General features: G+C 44.9%; 15 protein-coding genes. 7 read left to right on the top strand and 8 right to left on the bottom strand.

All coding sequences use genetic code 11. The features are described 5' to 3' along the window. Positions 1-333 precede the first annotated feature (333 nt). The 3 genes from AACV32_RS08440 to budA form a co-directional block, all read right to left on the bottom strand. Positions 334-1,092, bottom strand: coding sequence for an SDR family NAD(P)-dependent oxidoreductase (locus AACV32_RS08440; RefSeq protein ID WP_013868131.1), 759 nt, complete (start codon positions 1,090-1,092; stop codon positions 334-336). Then, positions 1,089-2,792 (bottom strand): acetolactate synthase AlsS, encoded by a 1,704-nt coding sequence (alsS, locus tag AACV32_RS08435; RefSeq protein WP_026028649.1) that lies wholly within the window; start codon positions 2,790-2,792, stop codon positions 1,089-1,091. The genes AACV32_RS08440 and alsS overlap by 4 nt, the downstream gene beginning before the upstream one ends. 100 nt (positions 2,793-2,892) lie before the next feature. Further along, the gene (gene budA, locus AACV32_RS08430) at positions 2,893-3,690 is read right to left on the bottom strand and encodes an acetolactate decarboxylase (RefSeq protein ID WP_170894898.1); all 798 of its coding nucleotides are present in this window, start codon (positions 3,688-3,690) and stop codon (positions 2,893-2,895) included. An 85-nt stretch (positions 3,691-3,775) separates the two neighbouring features. On the opposite strand from budA, the gene AACV32_RS08425 reads away from it, so the two are divergent. Then, positions 3,776-4,660: a LysR family transcriptional regulator gene (locus tag AACV32_RS08425; RefSeq protein WP_170894897.1), complete on the top strand. Its 885-nt coding sequence runs from the start codon at positions 3,776-3,778 to the stop codon at positions 4,658-4,660. Positions 4,661-4,723: 63 nt separating this feature from the next. Here the strand turns inward: AACV32_RS08425 and glpQ are convergent, their stop codons facing one another. Beyond that, positions 4,724-5,785 (bottom strand): glycerophosphodiester phosphodiesterase, encoded by a 1,062-nt coding sequence (gene glpQ / locus AACV32_RS08420; RefSeq protein ID WP_170894896.1) that lies wholly within the window; start codon positions 5,783-5,785, stop codon positions 4,724-4,726. Between the two features lie 99 nt (positions 5,786-5,884). After that, complete coding sequence (gene glpT / locus AACV32_RS08415; RefSeq protein WP_026027688.1) at positions 5,885-7,261, bottom strand: glycerol-3-phosphate transporter; 1,377 nt, start codon at positions 7,259-7,261, stop codon at positions 5,885-5,887. Between the two features lie 494 nt (positions 7,262-7,755). Here glpT and AACV32_RS08410 point away from each other — a divergent pair, with 494 nt between their 5' ends. Next, a complete protein-coding gene (locus tag AACV32_RS08410; protein WP_026028653.1) occupies positions 7,756-8,931 on the top strand; it encodes a lytic polysaccharide monooxygenase in 1,176 nt (391 codons plus the stop codon). 91 nt (positions 8,932-9,022) lie between these two features. Here AACV32_RS08410 and AACV32_RS08405 read toward each other — a convergent pair whose 3' ends face one another. Then, entirely contained in the window at positions 9,023-9,427 is a 405-nt protein-coding gene (locus tag AACV32_RS08405; RefSeq protein ID WP_170894894.1) for a cystatin domain-containing protein, read from the bottom strand. Positions 9,428-9,825: 398 nt separating this feature from the next. Here AACV32_RS08405 and ompW point away from each other — a divergent pair, with 398 nt between their 5' ends. From ompW to AACV32_RS08385, 4 genes are all read left to right on the top strand, one after another. Beyond that, positions 9,826-10,470: an outer membrane protein OmpW gene (gene ompW, locus AACV32_RS08400; protein WP_026028654.1), complete on the top strand. Its 645-nt coding sequence runs from the start codon at positions 9,826-9,828 to the stop codon at positions 10,468-10,470. A gap of 163 nt (positions 10,471-10,633) precedes the next feature. Beyond that, on the top strand, positions 10,634-10,777 hold the full coding sequence (locus AACV32_RS08395; protein WP_017045961.1) for a hypothetical protein: 144 nt from the start codon (positions 10,634-10,636) through the stop codon (positions 10,775-10,777). Between the two features lie 41 nt (positions 10,778-10,818). Further along, entirely contained in the window at positions 10,819-12,654 is a 1,836-nt protein-coding gene (gene empA / locus AACV32_RS08390; RefSeq protein ID WP_170894893.1) for a zinc metalloprotease EmpA, read from the top strand. Positions 12,655-12,881: 227 nt separating this feature from the next. Continuing rightward, positions 12,882-13,490 (top strand): 2OG-Fe(II) oxygenase, encoded by a 609-nt coding sequence (locus AACV32_RS08385; RefSeq protein WP_170894892.1) that lies wholly within the window; start codon positions 12,882-12,884, stop codon positions 13,488-13,490. Between the two features lie 108 nt (positions 13,491-13,598). Here the strand turns inward: AACV32_RS08385 and speG are convergent, their stop codons facing one another. Further along, positions 13,599-14,120: a spermidine N1-acetyltransferase gene (speG, locus tag AACV32_RS08380; protein WP_013868118.1), complete on the bottom strand. Its 522-nt coding sequence runs from the start codon at positions 14,118-14,120 to the stop codon at positions 13,599-13,601. 90 nt (positions 14,121-14,210) lie between these two features. Then, complete coding sequence (locus AACV32_RS08375; protein ID WP_170894891.1) at positions 14,211-15,656, bottom strand: aminotransferase-like domain-containing protein; 1,446 nt, start codon at positions 15,654-15,656, stop codon at positions 14,211-14,213. A gap of 97 nt (positions 15,657-15,753) precedes the next feature. Here AACV32_RS08375 and AACV32_RS08370 point away from each other — a divergent pair, with 97 nt between their 5' ends. Then, positions 15,754-16,656, top strand: coding sequence for a DMT family transporter (locus AACV32_RS08370; RefSeq protein ID WP_026027683.1), 903 nt, complete (start codon positions 15,754-15,756; stop codon positions 16,654-16,656). The last annotated feature ends 190 nt before the right edge of the window (positions 16,657-16,846 follow it).

Raw genomic sequence — 16,846 nt, 5'->3', positions numbered from 1 at the left:
TTAGAGCCATTCCATACTTTTTCGAATCTGAAACCCGTCATTTTTGTGCCGATTCGAAACTCACAATTGTCCAATTATATGCTCTAGAGTGGAAGCTGATACCGTTCTGTTCCTCCCCCTTTCAGGGGGAGGTTAGGAGGGGGTGCTGCCAGCAACCAAGAAACACTCCATCCTAACCCTCCCCAATTAGTTTCGTGTTTGTGGGAGTTGTACTAATTGTGGAAAAGGAGGCCTTTTAGGGCTGAAAGGTTTATGGGGCTTGTTTTGAATTATGCGGTTTTAAAATATCAGCCAGCACGGAAAATGGTTTGGGTACTGGCTGAATTTTCGTGGTTAAACGATTTTAGGTTGGCCGTCGGAAGCGGTAGCGCCACCATCGACGGGTAAATTGACACCATTGATAAATGATGCATCGTCACTGGCTAAAAAGGCCACTGCGGCGGCAATTTCGCTCGGTTCTGCGGCGCGTCCTAGTGCGATGCGCTCGTTAAATTTATCTCTAATCTCTTGCGACCAACCATTGGTCATATTGGTTTTAACTAAGCTTGGGCACACGGCGTTAATTCGCACGCCAGCGGCACCGTGGTCTAACGCCATGGCGCGAGTGAGGTTGACTACCGCGCCTTTACTGGCGCAGTAAAATGCGGCACCCCAGTCGCCACCTAAGCCAGAGACTGAAGCGGTGTTGACTATGGTACCCTGCGTTTTTAGCAGTTCAGGTAAGGCAAATTTAGAGCAATACACGACGCCATCAATATTCACCGCTGATATTTTCTTCCAATCTTCAACGCTGCTTTCTAAGACGGAGCCGGGGATGTGGATGCCCGCATTGTTGACTAAAATGTCGAGCTTACCGAAGCGTGATACGGCGTTATCGATCATGGCTTTTACTTTTTTAGGATCGGAGACGTCAATCACTTGCGCCGCGACGCGTGTTGAGTCAAAAGCTTCGATGGCGGTGGCGAGTTGCTCTTCATTCCAGTCGGCCAGTACTACATTGGCCCCTTCATCATATAAACGCTGTGCTATCGCAAAGCCGATGCCGTTGGCGGCACCCGTGACTAAAGCGACTTTATGGGTTAAACCATTCATATTGTTTCTCCTTCGATATGCTCAAAAATTGGATCTCGATTTTCTTGTGTTCTGGGTAGCATCAACTTGTAGTTGTCGCTGTAATCAACGGGGATAGCGATGACAGCAGGTCCTTGAGTTTCCATGGCTTGATGCAGCATAGGCATCAGTTGATGACGTTCGGTCACGGCAAAGCCTTGCGCGCCAAATGATTCGGCATACGCTTTAAAGTCTATCGGGCCAAATTTTATTCCGGACGGGCGTTGATACTTTTTCATCTCTTGTATCTCGACCATGTTGTAGGCGTTATCGACCCAGATGATATGTACAATGTTGCATTTTAGGCGGACGGCAGTTTCTAACTCCATGCTTGATTGCATGAAGCCGCCATCACCAGAAACAGACACCACTTTGGTGCTGGGTTTAAGCAGGTTTGCACCAATCGCCCAAGGTAGGGCAACGCCCATGGTTTGCTGACCATTTGAAATCAGCATTTGACGGGCGCGAAAACAGCTTAAATAGCGCGCAATCCAGATATGGAAGCTGCCCATATCCAGACACAAAGTGGTGTCTGGGGTAATAATGGATTGCATCGCTTTGATTAAGGTTAATGGATGAAACCCATGCTGAGATTGACGAGTAGGGTAGGATTTTATTATCTGCCGCTGTTGCGCCACTTCCTCTAAAATCGATAAGGCTTTGGGAGAGAGGCGTGCGAAATTGGTGACACAATCGGTCATATCATCCAGTGATTGAACGATGTTGCCGACAATTTCCACGCAAGGTTGGTAATTGAGCTGATACTCTGCTGGTTCAATGTCTAAGTGGATGATTGGGGACTGTTTTGCGTTCCAAAGCTCTGGGTCGTACTCGATAGGGTTAAAACCAATAGTTACAATCAGGTCAGCATCTTGCAGCAATACATCTCCGGGCTGATTGTTAAATAAACCTACGCGGCCAGCGAAATGGTGATAATAGTTAATATCAACTGCCCCAGCGGCTTGATAGGTTCCGACTACAGGCAGTTGAGTGGTGCGCAAAAAACGGCTGATGGCTTGAGCATTTTCAGCGCGACTGGCGTGTAAGCCGAGTAAGACGACGCAGCGCTGTGACTGCTCGATTCGGGTAATGGCTTCTTCGATCGCTTCTGGGCTGGCTTGGCTTGAATGAACATTACGTGATGGAACAATAATATCAGTGAGTGTCTGGTCGGATAAAACATCTTGGGGAATGCTAACGAAACACGCCCCCGGCCGGCCTGATTCTGCTGTGCGAAAGGCATTTGCCATCACTTCGCTGGCGGCATCAACATGTTGAATTTCTGCACTGGATTTTGTGATAGAGCGGAAAATACTGACGGTATCCATACTCTGGTGCGTTTGCTTTTGTTGATCTGCTCGTTTGACCGCGCCGCCGATAGCGACCAGCGGGTCACCTTCTGAATTGGCAGTGGCAACCCCTGAAACCAAGTTGCCACAGCCAGGGCCTGAGGTCACCATAGTGACTCCGGCTTTGCCGGTTAAACGGCCGATGACGCCGGCCATAAAGGCCGCATTGGCTTCGTGACGCACTGGGATCATTTGAATATTGGTGTCTTCAATGGCGTCAAATAACCGATCAATTTTGGCCCCCGGAATGCCAAAAATATAGCGGACACCCAAAGACTCCAGCTGTTGAGCGATTAATTGAGCGCCATTTTTAGTGGTAGGTTTTGTATTCATTTTTATACCCTTATTGTTGACTGACGTTGACACTTCTTGACGAAGTGGTGGTGCTATCTGGCGGCTTTTTTCAATTCAATTCTTTTTCTCCTGTTCAGCGCTATTTTTCCGCTTTTTCAATCGCGGTTCGGATGTCATTGGGAGCTAGGTTGGCTTTAAGGAAATCTAGCGAAGTCGGGGTATCAATTACCAAGCGCGATACTTTGCCAATTTGTAAAAAGCCCGACGAAATAGAGTAGTCCTGTATGTGGCCACCGCCTTTTCTATCTTCGGTAATGAAATGTTCGTGATACCCCGGAACGTTAATACCTGTGGTGTACTGCGGGCTTCTAAAACCGGCGATAACGCCTTGTTTGAAGGTGAAATTAAATGTGGGCTGCTCTTTTACAACATCCAACATTGGGCGAAATGGGCGAGTTTGACGCGGCACGGTACGCGTTCTGACAAACTGATATAAACCGTCAATACGTACTGCGCAGAAAATATTGTCACTGGGTACTAAATCATCAATCAGATGATGAATGTCAGCACGAGACATTTTAGAGGTGATAGGAACTTCGACATCAGGAGAGAAAAAAGTCATGACGGCGAAGGGGGTTTGCTGCGCTAAGTGTGCGGGGTTAGCCGAACCATCGGCTTTTAATTGGAAAACTTCTTTATCAAACGCAATGAGCTCACCGTCTAATTGATTGAATGTGCCCAAGCCAAAATCGCCATGTTGCAGCAGTTGTTCAACCGTTGTTGCGCCTTCATAAACGCCAGCAATCAACGCACTCATCAACGAAGTTTGGTAAATCTCTCCATCCCCCGTTACATGATGATATTCAGCAAACTCTTTTGCTACATCGAGAGAACAAGCACAAAGCGGAGTGTAGAATCCACGCATGAGAATAACCATTTATGCAATAAAGTGTATATTTAGATTGACTTCTCCACGTGGCTAAATCCAATATAAATAAGATTTATTTCTATATGGAAAAGATATGGAGTTTCGCTATCTCAAGTATTTTGTGGCGGTGGCACAAACGCGCCATTTCACACGAGCGGCTGAAGTGTTAGGTATTGCTCAACCACCGTTGAGTCAGCAGATAAAGAAATTGGAGCATGAGCTCGATACGCTGTTATTCAAGCGTTTACCACGTGGGGTAGAGCTGACCGAGGCTGGGCAAATGTTTTATGTCGATGCGGTCACCATCTTAAATGATGTGGATCGAGCGAAGGCGAAAGTAAAACAGCTGGCGCGTGGAGAAAAAAATGAAGTGCGGATGGGCTTTGCGACTTCGGTTGCGATGAATACCCAAATATTATCCCGAGTGCGGGAGATAAGGGACAGTTTTTCAAACGTGAATCTCACCGCGGTTGAGCAAGCGATGCCAGAGTTGGTTGAGCAGTTGAAAGCTAAGCAGTTGGATATAGCATTGGTGCGTTTACCTTGTTATGCCAGTGAGTCTTTAAAGCGGGTGGTTTTATTTGAAGAGCCTTTTGTCGCGGTGATCCCTTTAGGGCATCCCTTGGCTGAAAAAGATCGCCTTACTTTAGTTCAGTTAAAAAATGAGCACGTTTTGTTGTTTCCTCGTGAAACGGGGCCAGCATTGCATGATGGTATGAAAGCGCTGTTTGACGATGTGGGCATCCGTGTCGATCAACGTTTTTCGGCTCCGCAGTTGAGGTCGATGGTTGCAATGGCTCTGGCGGGATTTGGCGTAGCTGTTGTGCCCCAATCACTGGCTGAACATATCGATGATTCAGCCGTGATCATTTCTATCGAGGAGATGCCTTTTAACAGCCAAATTGCGGTGCTTTGGGAAGCCAGTAACTTAAATAAGCATGTGCTTAAGGTGGTGAAGGCATTAAGTCACCAAAAATAACATCCCCAGCATGATGATACTGGGGATGAAGCGTGCCAAAGTGGTAAGGTTAATCACGCTTACTTAGCGAGTTGAATGCAAAAACCCCACTGCTTTATCGGGATAGTCCGTAAATAAACCATCCACTTTTACAGTGTTGTAGAACACATCGAGCATCCCATCAAAGCTGTCGGCATAAGGTACAATGCGATCGGGTTCTGCTCGGAAGGTATAAGGGTGAACGACTAATCCGGCGGTTTTAGCGGCTTTCATCAATGGCTTGATGATGATGTTTTCTTTGGTTGAAGCATCGTCAACCAACATAGGTTTCCACGGGCCAATGCCATCGGCGTAGGTAGCGACTTGCTTCATGCCGTTTGCTTCGAACATCCAATCATAGCTGTATGGCTGTGCTTGGTCGCCATCATAGATCATGGTCTCATTCCAATCGGTGTAGGCCATCAATTGAACCAGTTTGAGGTCCATGTTCATTGCTGGAAGCAGTTCATCATTAATGCGTTTTAGCTCGATAGGATCAAAACATTGCAGATAAACGTTCGACTCTTGACTGTCGTAACCATATTCCTTCAGCATTTTCAGTACCGCTTTACTGATGTCTTTACCTTCATGGCGGTGGAACCAAGGCGCTTTGATTTCTGGATAAATACCAATATCGTAATCGAGCGTTTTGTTCAGCCCTTGGATCAGCTCGATCTCTTCCGCTAAGGTTGGGACGGTGAAGTCAGATTTCCAAAGAGGGAAACGGTTGGGGAAACCAGCAGTTTTATTGCCTTTGTCATCGATATTAAAACCTTCAGTTACGCGCAGGCTTTTGATCTCTGCCAGCGTAAAATCGATGGCGTAATAGCGGCCATCACCACGTGCACGGTCAGGGAAACGCTCGGCAACGTCAGTGACGCGGTCAAGATAGTGATCGTGCAGAACCACCAATTGGTCATCCTTGGTCATCACGACATCTTGTTCAATAAAATCAGGCTTCATGCCGTAAGCAAGCGCTTTGGCTTCAAGGGTATGTTCAGGCAGATAACCGGAAGCGCCGCGATGCGCTATCACCAATGGTTCTGCTTGAACCCACGCCGAGCTGGCTAAAGTAGCCATGGAAAGTGCGAGTAGTGTCAGTTTCATATTGTTATCCTTAAAAATTCCCCCTGACGTTGCAGGGGGAGAGTTTTGATTCAAAGTGAACAGTGCGTAACGTAAATTCAACACATTTAGGTGTCAGATTTATGATTGTGTTGACGCTTTTTCTTCCGCAAGTCTGTCTTTTTCTTTATGGTGAGCACGCTCGCCAATGTAGGCATACAGCAGACAAAGGATAGAAATACCGCACGAAGCGACTAGGATCATAAAGCCGCCATCCCAACCAAAGTGGTCAACGGTGTAACCCAATACCGCATTTGCCGCTACTGCGCCGCCGAGATAACCAAACAAACCTGTTAAACCTGCTGCGGTACCTGCTGCTTTTTTCGGAGCCAGTTCCAGTGCGTATAAACCAATCAACATTACTGGGCCATAAATTAAGAAACCAATCGCAACAAGAGCCGCCATGTCGATACCTGGGTTACCAGCAGGGTTAAACCAGTAAATGAGTACCGCAAAAGTAACGAGAACCATGAATAAGATGCCCGCAGGTGCACGACGGCCTTTGAATACTTTGTCGGATATCCAACCACACAATAGCGTTCCCGGAATACCTGCCCACTCATACAAGAAGTACGCCCAAGAAGATTTATCAACGGTAAACTCTTTAGCTTCTTTCAAATAAACAGGAGCCCAGTCCAATACGCCATAACGAATGAGATATACAAAAGCGTTGGCAATAGCGATAGACCACAGCAATTTGTTAGAGAAAACGTACTTAAAGAAGATTTCCTTCGCGGTCATCTCATTCTCATGAGATTTATCGTAGTCGTCTGGGTAGTCATCTTTATACTCTTCAATCGGTGGTAAACCACAAGATTGCGGCGTATCGCGCAGCGTCATCCAAATGAAAATGGCAACTAAGGTCGCAAAAAAGGCAGGAACGTAAAATGCGGCGCGCCAGTCATCGTTAAATGCCCAAAGACCAAACAAGAAAAGGGGACCAATTAAGCCACCGCCGACGTTGTGGGCTACGTTCCATACAGAAACAATTTCCCCACGTTCTTTACGTGACCACCAGTGAACCATGGTACGGCCACAAGCAGGCCAGCCCATACCTTGGAACCAACCGTTTAAGAACAGCAAAATAAACATCGCAGTAATGCTGCCTGTTGCCCACGGCATAAAACCGAAACAGAACATTACTAACGCAGACATTAAAAGGCCTGCACTTAAGAAGTAGCGTGGGTTAGAGCGGTCAGAAACACTCCCCATTAAAAATTTAGATAGGCCATAAGCAATCGATACGGCGGCAAGAGCTACCCCGAGATCACCGCGGCTAAAACCTTGGTCAATCAAATAAGGCATCGCCAAACTAAAGTTCTTACGAACAAGGTAGTAGCCTGCGTAGCCGAAGAAAATACTGATGAATAACTGCCAGCGCAAGCGGCTATAAGTGCTATCGAGCCGCTCAGTAGCGAGCCTCTCGATATGCGCTTGGGGTTTAAAGATACCAAACATAGTTGACCTCATTAATGTAGTGCGATGGTTCTAAAGCTCGAACGATAAAAAATGTTTCATTCGAAAGAGAACGGCATTGTCGTGTGCAACTAAATGTATTTCTGTGACAAATGTTACAAGGGAATTAATTTGTGCATAAAAACAAATGATTAGTTTTCATTTTTTCATGGTTAGTGCCATTAAATTGAGATGTAATCGTTTTCATTTTTGTTCGCGAGATGTTTGTTTTTGGTTGTTTTGTCGTCAATTAAATCGCAGATAAGGAAAGTTGGCAAAAATTGTTAAACCATGAAGTCACTCGAAACTCACTGTGAGTTCAATGATTCATATCCTTTTTGATTGGAAAGAGAGTGGCAAAATAAGCAAATAGTCCAGTATTCCTACCCAGATTTGACACTGTCTATTGATAATTCTTGCTAGCTTTGATTGGCAATTCATGTGTTACAGAGTGTCGTTCTGTGGCATTGATGCTAATAATACAAAAAGGAAGAATGATGAATAATTTTAATAAAGTCAGTGTATTGGGTTTGCTTTCATTGAGCGGATTGCTTTCTGCTCATGCACAAGCTCATGGTTGGGTTGAATTTCCGAGCGCGCGGCAAAATACCTGTTACCTAGATGGTGGTTTCTGGAGTAATACGATCCCTAATGCAGCATGCCAAGCGGCTTTTGATCAGTCTGGAGCTTATCCTTTTGTACAACGCAATGAAGTGGCGGCCAATGTGGCAAATTATCGTGACATGGCTCATGTTCAAGCTGTTGTTCGCGACGGCTTGTTGTGCTCCGCAGGCAGCAACGCGAAAGCAGGGTTAGATGTTGCTTCACCTCATTGGCAAAAAACGGCCGTGAATTTAGACGCTAATCAACAAATCGAATTAGTCTTTAATGCTACCGCGCCACATAACCCCTCTTATTGGGAGTTTTATCTCTCTAAACCGACTTATACCGGTGAGGCCCCATTAACTTGGGATGATCTGGATCTTATTGATACCAAAGGTAATGTCACCGTGGGGACGGATAAAAAATATCGCATCAAGATTACCCTGCCCGCCGATAGAAGTGGTGATGCTGTGCTTTATACTCGCTGGCAACGTATTGATGCCGCGGGCGAAGGTTTTTATAACTGCAGTGATATTAGTTTTAGCGGTGGTGGATCAAACCCAACGGATCCGACAGACCCATCAGAACCTGCGCAGAATCTCAGCGATCTTGGTGGTTATCTTTCACAAGGTTTTGGTCCTGTTGAATCTGGCGATACGGTTCGTTTGCGTACCTTCGATGCCAATGGCAATGAAACGACCGATATCAACTTAGCGATTTCAGCCAATAATACAGCAACGTGGCCAGCGGAAATGGCAGGTCAGTTTAACCAAGTGAAAAAAGGGGGATGGTTTATTGGTATTTGGCACCAAGAAATGAATCACTATATGTACGATAGCCAGAATGTGTATGCTAACCGTGTGTTTGCTCCAAACGCGACTTACAGTTATCAGCTTTCTTTGCTAAAAGAGGAAACGCCACAGCCACCTGTCCCCGATAATGCTTGGAATGCGACTAAAATTTATACGTCCGGTGATGTCGTTATGCACAAGCAGCAAACTTGGACCGCACAGTGGTGGACAAAAAATGAAGAGCCCGGAACTACGGGTGAATGGGGTGTATGGCGATAGTATTAAGTAGCTATAGTATCGAGTAGTAAAAAGAGGCCATGGCCTCTTTTTACTCTCTAACTCTGGTTTAATAATGGCTTATGAGATGAGGTTATTCACACAATTTGCCTTGTTTTGCTGGTTGGGTTAACGAGTAATCACCTTCTAAACTGCGATAGATTATCGCATTCCAAATGCTGCCATCATCCATTTCAAACTCAATGGCATAATTCACCCCGTTAACCACTTGTGAACGGACATCGATAATGTCTTTTAATTGTGCATTGCTCTCCATTTGTGCTAAAGCGCTCTTCAACGCTTCTTTAGCTTCGTCGGTAATTTCTGTCGCTTGCCAACCTCCCGGCATCAACTCGCTTGCACAGATGGGTGACGGTACGGCATCTGTTTCCGCCACCACGGTGGTGGGCTCTAGAGCCTTAGCACTTTCTGTTTGCGTTTGTTGATCACACCCCGCTAACGCGAGCAAACCAAATAGAGGTAAAAGAAATCGTTTCATTGAGTTGTCCTTTGTTTTTAGAAAAGCAGAAAGGGTTAATCTGAGGAGTTCATATTAACAATTGTGGTGTGAGGAGTCCGTCAAGCTCTGTTAGGTGCGTGATAAATTATGATGATATTTTCTGACAATAAAACGCTATTACTATTTCTTACCAATATTGTCAGTTTTTAACCATAAATAACAAAGCCATTTCAACGTTAGGCTAGGTGTGATGCACATAAAAAACGCATTACATGACTGTGTGTTTTTATGCCTAGAAAAGTGATCAAGGTTGCAGAGTTGTAAGCTGATCGGCGATAAATTTTACAAATTGATTTCCATCAAAAAAGTGTGGTTTTTATGTGCTACTGTGCGCGCAAATAAAAACTATTACCCCGCCCTACAAAAAGGAAATCACAATGAAAAAAACACTTTGCGGCCTTGCCGTGCTTTCTGCTCTTGTTTCTACGAATGTTTTTGCCCACAAAGAAGGTGACTTTATTGTGCGTGCCGGTCTTGCCGCTGTGGTGCCCAATGATAGCAGCGATGGTATTTTAGGCTCAAATGAAGAGCTTGCTGTGGACTCAAACGTTCAGCTTGGCTTAACAATAGGCTATATGATCACCGACAATATTAGCTTTGAAGTGTTAGCGGCTACACCTTTTAGCCATACTATTTCAACCAATCTTTTGAACTTAGGTGACATTGCTGAAACAAAACATCTACCGCCAACTTTTATGTTGCAATACTACTTTGGTGAAGCGTCATCGAAATTCCGTCCTTATGTTGGAGCGGGCATTAACTACACCATGTTCTTCGATGAAGGTTTTAACAGTACGGGAAGTGGTGCAACCTTAACGGATCTCAAACTCAAAGATTCTTGGGGTTTAGCGGCCAATGCTGGTTTTGATTATATGCTCAACGAACAGTGGTTTTTGAATGCATCAGTTTGGTATGCCGATATTGAAACTGAAGCGACTTATAAGTATCAAGGTGTCGAGCAGAGAACTGATGTGACCATTGATCCTTGGGTATTTATGATAGGCGCTGGTTATAAGTTTTAGTGGTAGCAAGGTGATTAATAGAAGGCAGCGAGCGCTGCCTTTTTCAATTTCAAGCAAAAATTATATTGATAGTTATGTGCACTATTAAATGTACATATAATTATCATTTATGTTTATCTCGTTAATATATAAGTTAATTATTGTAATAAATCTTCGAGTTATTTTGGCTATTGTCTTTTTTGTGACCATTTTATTTGACGCTCGTTTTGCACTATTTTTCCGTGCTACTGGCGATGTTGGTTTTCTTGATCCATTTTCAATGAGCGAATCATTCGCAGTCACGTCGCTGGTGGTTGATTGGATGTAAGTCGTCAGCGGATGCTAATAATAACTCTCTAGGATTGAGAAATGAAAAAAGTACAACGTCAAATGAAGTGGCTATTCCTCGCAGCCTCTATCAGCGCAGCACTACCAGTATCAGCCGCGAAAATGGTGCAGGTTGATGATCCAAGTCTACTCGAACAAGCTTTATCCATGCAGGCTCGCAGTATTGTGCCAACACAAAATGGCTTTCAGGTGGTAAAAAGCGTCACTCTACCTAATGGTAAAGTCAAAGTCCGTTACCAGCAGATGTATCATGGTTTACCGGTCTTTAATACGTCAGTCGTAGCAACGCAAACTGAGAAAGGTATCGGCCAAGTTTACGGCATGATGGCGCAGCAAATTGATTCTGATGTGGTAAGTACTTCACCACAAGTTGAACAAAAGCAGGCGGTTAGTATTGCACTTACGCATTACCAACAACAAAACCCATCACTGACGAGTGCGGATCTTGTTATAGAAAACGAGCGTGCTCAATTGATGGTGCGTTTGGACGAAAACCAAATGGCTCAAATGGTTTATTTAGTCGACTTCTTTGTTGCAACCAATGAGCCTGCACGGCCATTTTTCTTTATTGATGCGAACTCTGGTGACGTATTACAAACTTGGGAAGGGTTAAACCATGCAGAGGCGACGGGTACTGGACCTGGTGGAAATCAGAAGACAGGTTTTTATCAGTACGGAACAGATTTCCCAGGGTTAGTGATAAATAAAGTAGGCAACACCTGCAGCATGATGAATAGCGCTGTAAAAACCGTGGATATGAAGCATGCGACATCTGGTGGTTCAACGTTCAGCTATTCATGTACCGACGCGAGTAATTACAACGATTACAAAGCGATTAATGGCGCTTATTCACCACTTAATGACGCACACTACTTTGGTAAAGTGGTGTTCGATATGTACAAAGACTGGATGAACACCACTCCATTAACCTTCCAGCTAACTATGCGTGTGCATTATGATAGCAACTATGAAAACGCCTTCTGGAACGGATCGTCCATGACCTTTGGTGATGGCCAAAATACATTTTATCCATTAGTGGATATCAACGTCAGTGCGCATGAAGTAAGCCATGGTTTTACCGAGCAGAACTCAGGACTTGTTTACCAAAATATGTCTGGTGGTATCAATGAAGCGTTCTCTGATATTGCTGGGGAAGCAGCTGAATTTTATATGAAAGGCAGCGTTGACTGGGTGGTCGGGAGCGACATTTTCAAATCTTCCGGTGGCTTACGTTATTTTGATCAACCGTCAAAAGATGGCCGTTCTATCGATCACGCTTCTCAATACTACAATGGATTAAATGTTCACTATTCAAGTGGTGTGTTTAATCGCGCGTATTATTTGCTAGCCAACAAAGCCAATTGGTCGGTTCGTAAAGGTTTTGAAGTATTCACCGTCGCTAACCAGTTATATTGGACAGCAAACAGTACCTTTGACCAAGGTGGATGTGGTGTCGCAAAAGCGGCACAAGACTTAGGTTATAACAAAGCGGATGTGGTTGATGCCTTTAACCAAGTGGGCGTAAATGCTAGCTGTGGCGTAGTCCCTCCAACCGGGAATGTGCTAGAAAAAGGCAAACCAGTAATAGGGTTACAAGGTACGCGAAGCTCCGAAGCCTTCTATACCTTTACGGTCGCAAGCTCAACCAGCGCTAAAGTTTCGATCAGTCTGGGCTCAGGTGATGCTGATTTGTATGTCAAAGCCGGCAGCAAACCAACCACTTCTTCGTGGGATTGTCGCCCTTACAAATCGGGTAACAATGAACAGTGCACAATTTCTGCAACACCAGGAACCACCTACCATGTGATGCTCAAAGGCTATAGTAACTACAGTGGTGTAACGTTAAGACTGGATTAATCATCTTTATTGATTAAATTTAAAGGGGCACGAGTCAGTGCCCCTTTATTATGTAGGAGGGTATTCAACGATAGGTTGTTCAACAACCACGGTGTTTGTTTCTAGTCTTTTCTTGCCAGCTTCTCCGCCTCCACAAATTCGCCTTGTCTTAAGCATCGAAACACCGATTTGTTGTTATGGCTTGCTATCGATATAACCACAGCACTTTTGTTATATGTAGTGTGAAAATGTCGTTAGATAAATTGATGGACGCAATTGCCGAGCAAGGTTGGTACATATGGGATGACTTTTTAACACCAGAGCAAACCAAAAACCTACGAGCGTGTACGCCACCGCAGTTACAAGTGGCGCGAATTGGCAGGCACGATGCCTTGCAATTAGAGGTTGAAATACGCAACGATAAAATCCAGTGGATTGAAAACAGCATGGGCCTGCCTGTGCAAGACTATTTGCAACGTATGGAGCAAATTCGGCAAGAGGTTAACCGCCACTTTTTTCTTGGGCTATTTGAATACGAAGCTCATTTTGCCAAATATGAAATAGGGGCATTCTACCAAAAACACCTCGATGCCTTTACAGGCAACGCCAGCCGCAAACTGACGACGGTATTTTATATGAATGATCGGTGGTGTGGTGCTGATGCAGGTGAGTTGGTTATTTACGATGTTGAAGATCAGTATCTCGCGACGGTTGCGCCGATAGCGGGGCGTTTACTGGTCTTTTTATCCGAACGTTTTCCGCATGAAGTACAACCTACCAATGCTGAGCGTTTCAGCATCGCTGGGTGGTTTCGCATTAATGGCGTGACAGGCAACAAGCTCGATATTGCCAGTTAACGCAAAAAAGCTAATAAGTAAGCGTGGCTTGTGTGTTGCCACGCTCTTTTATCAGTCAAATTTGATCAGGGTAAAATGAGGATGTGACCATTATTCACTCCTATGACGTTACGCGGGCTTATTAAGATACGCGTTTTGCAAAATGTACATGCGCTTTACGTCACGATATTGGCCATTAATGAAGAATTCTTCAACTAAGTGCCCTTCCTCAACAAAGCCGGCTTTTTGGTATAAATGGATGGCTTTTTCGTTTTCCGTCGACACATGCAGGTAGATTTTGTGTAGGTTCAAAATGGTGAAAGAGTAGTCTAAGGCTTTGTTGATCAAGGTTTGTGCAAACCCTTTTCCTTGGTGCTCTGGCGTGATGATGATCTGAAACTCGCCACTGCGGTGAATGTAATCAATTTCAATTAATTCAACGAGACCGATCAGTTCCTTATCTCGGTTCTCAACCACAAACCGACGCTCGGCGTTATCGTGAATGTGCTTGTTGTACAGCTCTTCCAGCTCATCAAAAGATTCATAAGGCTCTTCAAACCAGTAAGACATAATGTTGCGGTTGTTATTGAGATCATGGATGAAGCGTAAGTCACCGCGCTCTAACGCTCTTAATGATAATTGATTATTCATAGCAAACCTTCATTGAACTAAGGCATTCATCTTATGCCGACTTTGTTGCAATACAAGTGGTTAGTCAGCAATTTTTTAAAATGCGTACGCTTACGTCTTGTGATCTGATGCCGCGAGATGAATCAGTTCGGTCAGTTTGTTTATGCTTTCCTGCCATGCCATGTTGTCTTCAAAGTTCGCTACACTGAAACGGATACAGTGTTGGAATTGTCCCTGCGTTGCAAAAAGATGCCCCGGCAGGAGGCTGATTTTGTTTTGCAGGCCACGTTGATAAAGCTCAAAACTATCGATGAATGACGGAAGTGTCAGCCAGCATAAAAATGAACCTTCAGGTCGGCTTAATTGAAACTGCCCTTGCAGCGACGGGTAGTGATTGAGCGAGGTGGTGAGCAATTTGGCAAAGCGCTGCTGGTTCAGTTGGTAAGTGCGGCGCATTTTGGCTAGATGTTGGCGGTACTTACCACTTTCGAGAAATTCCGCTACGGCTGATTGGATTAAATTCAAGCTGCCCATATTCTCGCTGAGCAATATCTTTTCTATTTGCGCTTGATACTTTCCAGCGATGATCCAACCGATCCTCAGCCGTGAATCCAAGGTTTTGGAGAGCGAATTGATGTAAATAACGCGGCCTTTGCCATCCAGCATCTTCAAGCAAGGTATCGGTTTTTGAAAATATAGGCCACCAAACACATCATCTTCAATAATTGGTGTATCACCACTGACAGCCAAAAGCTGTTTACGTTTTTCCAGAGGCATTTGTGAACCGGTTGGGTTGTTAAAATTAGGCGTGACGAGAATCGCCTTAATCGGCCATTGAGATAGCGCTTGTTCGAGGGCGCTGATGTCGATGCCTTCGACACTATGGCTGGGGATCTCCACCACTTTTAAGCCTAATGATTCAAGCAACAGCAGCGTGCCAAAATAACAAGGTGACTCAACGGCCACAATGTCTTCGCGCTTGGTTAATGCACGAAATGCGAGGCTGATGGCCTGCTGACCGCCATGCGTAATGGCGATTTCTTGTGCTTTGATTTGTAGGCCCAAATCTTGCGATATTTTTAGCAGTTGTTTGACTAAATGGCTATTACCTGGCGGTAGCTGATAGTGGCTAGGAATGTGCGTTTGCTGGCGGCTGTGGCGGCCAATTTCTGCATACAAACTACGAATCGCGGTGCTTTGCGTATTAGGATGCGCTGAACCTGCAGGCATGTGATGTTTCACTGTGGGTTGAACCAAAATTGATTTAGATAAAGAGAGCAGGTCAATGCTATTGGGTTGTGGCAGCGGAATCTCCAAAGGGATTACAGCACCTTGGACTCGATAGCCTGAACGAGGCTGAGAGTAGACGACATTCATCGCTTCTAACTCTTGATAAGCACGAATAACGGTATTTTTGCTGACAGACAATTGTTCGCATAGCTGGCGAATGGAAGGCATTTTATCGTGTGCGTGGAATAAACCATCGTCGATGGTCTGCTTAAGATGACGTTTTACCTCAGTATATTTAGGATCCGTGTTTTTAAGCTTACTTTTCATTCTGTACCCACTAAATTATTCAAATCTGTGCCTTTTACGCATAACTGTACCCAAATAAAGTAGCAGCATAGAATCGATTGTGGCTAGGAATTTTGTGATGTTTGTAAGAATGATCCCGTTCTTGTTTGTCGTGTTATGGGCATCTGGTTTCGTTGGCGCAAGGTTTGGCTTAATGTATGCGGAACCTGCCACGCTGCTCACGCTGCGCATGGTGGCGAACGTGGTGCTTTTTATTGGTTTGCTGTTATTGCTCAAAAGGCGCATTCCGCGTGGTCGCCATTTGTGGCATTCCTGTATAACGGGCGTGTTGATTCATGGTTGCTATTTGGGCGGAACCTACCAAGCGATTTCTTGGGGAATGCCAGCAGGTTTAAGTGCTCTGCTGGTGGGGACGCAACCCATTTTGACTGCGCTGCTGCTGGTTTTTATGAGTACAGAGCGCTTTAATCTGGCGCAGTGGTTAGGGTTAGCTCTTGGGTTTTCTGGGATAAGTCTCGTCTTGATGGGTAACATTGAGTGGCAATCGGAAGTACACAAATGGCCTGCCATTAGTTTGTGTTTGTTATCTCTGCTCGGCATCACGCTCGGCACCTTATATCAGAAAAAATTTTGCCAAGGTGTGGATATGATTGGCAGCGCTACCGTGCAATATGTGGCTGCGTTATGCCTATTCTTACCTTGGGCTTGGAGCTTTGAAACCATGCAAGTGCAATGGACACCGACCTTTATCATGACACTGGTATGGCTGGTTGTGGTGCTGTCATGTGTCTCTATTTTATTGCTGTTGTATATGGTTGAACACGGTGCGGCCTCAAGTGTGGCTTCCGTGTTTTATCTTGTACCACCAACCACCGCCATTCAAGCATGGCTTGCTTTTGATGAATCATTGGATGGGTTTGGTGTTGCGGGCTTCTGCCTTGCCGTTACGGCTGTTTATCTGGTGGTGAAAAAGCCGAATCTGCTGAGAAAATTGGCGAAACCGGTATTTGAGCGTTCATAAAATTCACCCCTATAAACCGAACTTAGAATGGGGTGCTCTGCTGGTGGTTGGGTAATCAATGGATAATTTCTGACTCGCGGCGGCACCTAATGACTTTGCCAATTTTTTCAGATTGATCTTAAGTGATGCACTCAAAAATGCGCTGCCCTTCCTCTGTTTTCCTAAAATATTTTACTGTGTCATCTAGTTT

This window comes from Vibrio sp. B7, from assembly GCF_963888765.1.
GTDB lineage: Bacteria > Pseudomonadota > Gammaproteobacteria > Enterobacterales > Vibrionaceae > Vibrio > Vibrio anguillarum.
This window is presented reverse-complemented; position numbering and strand designations above follow the sequence as displayed.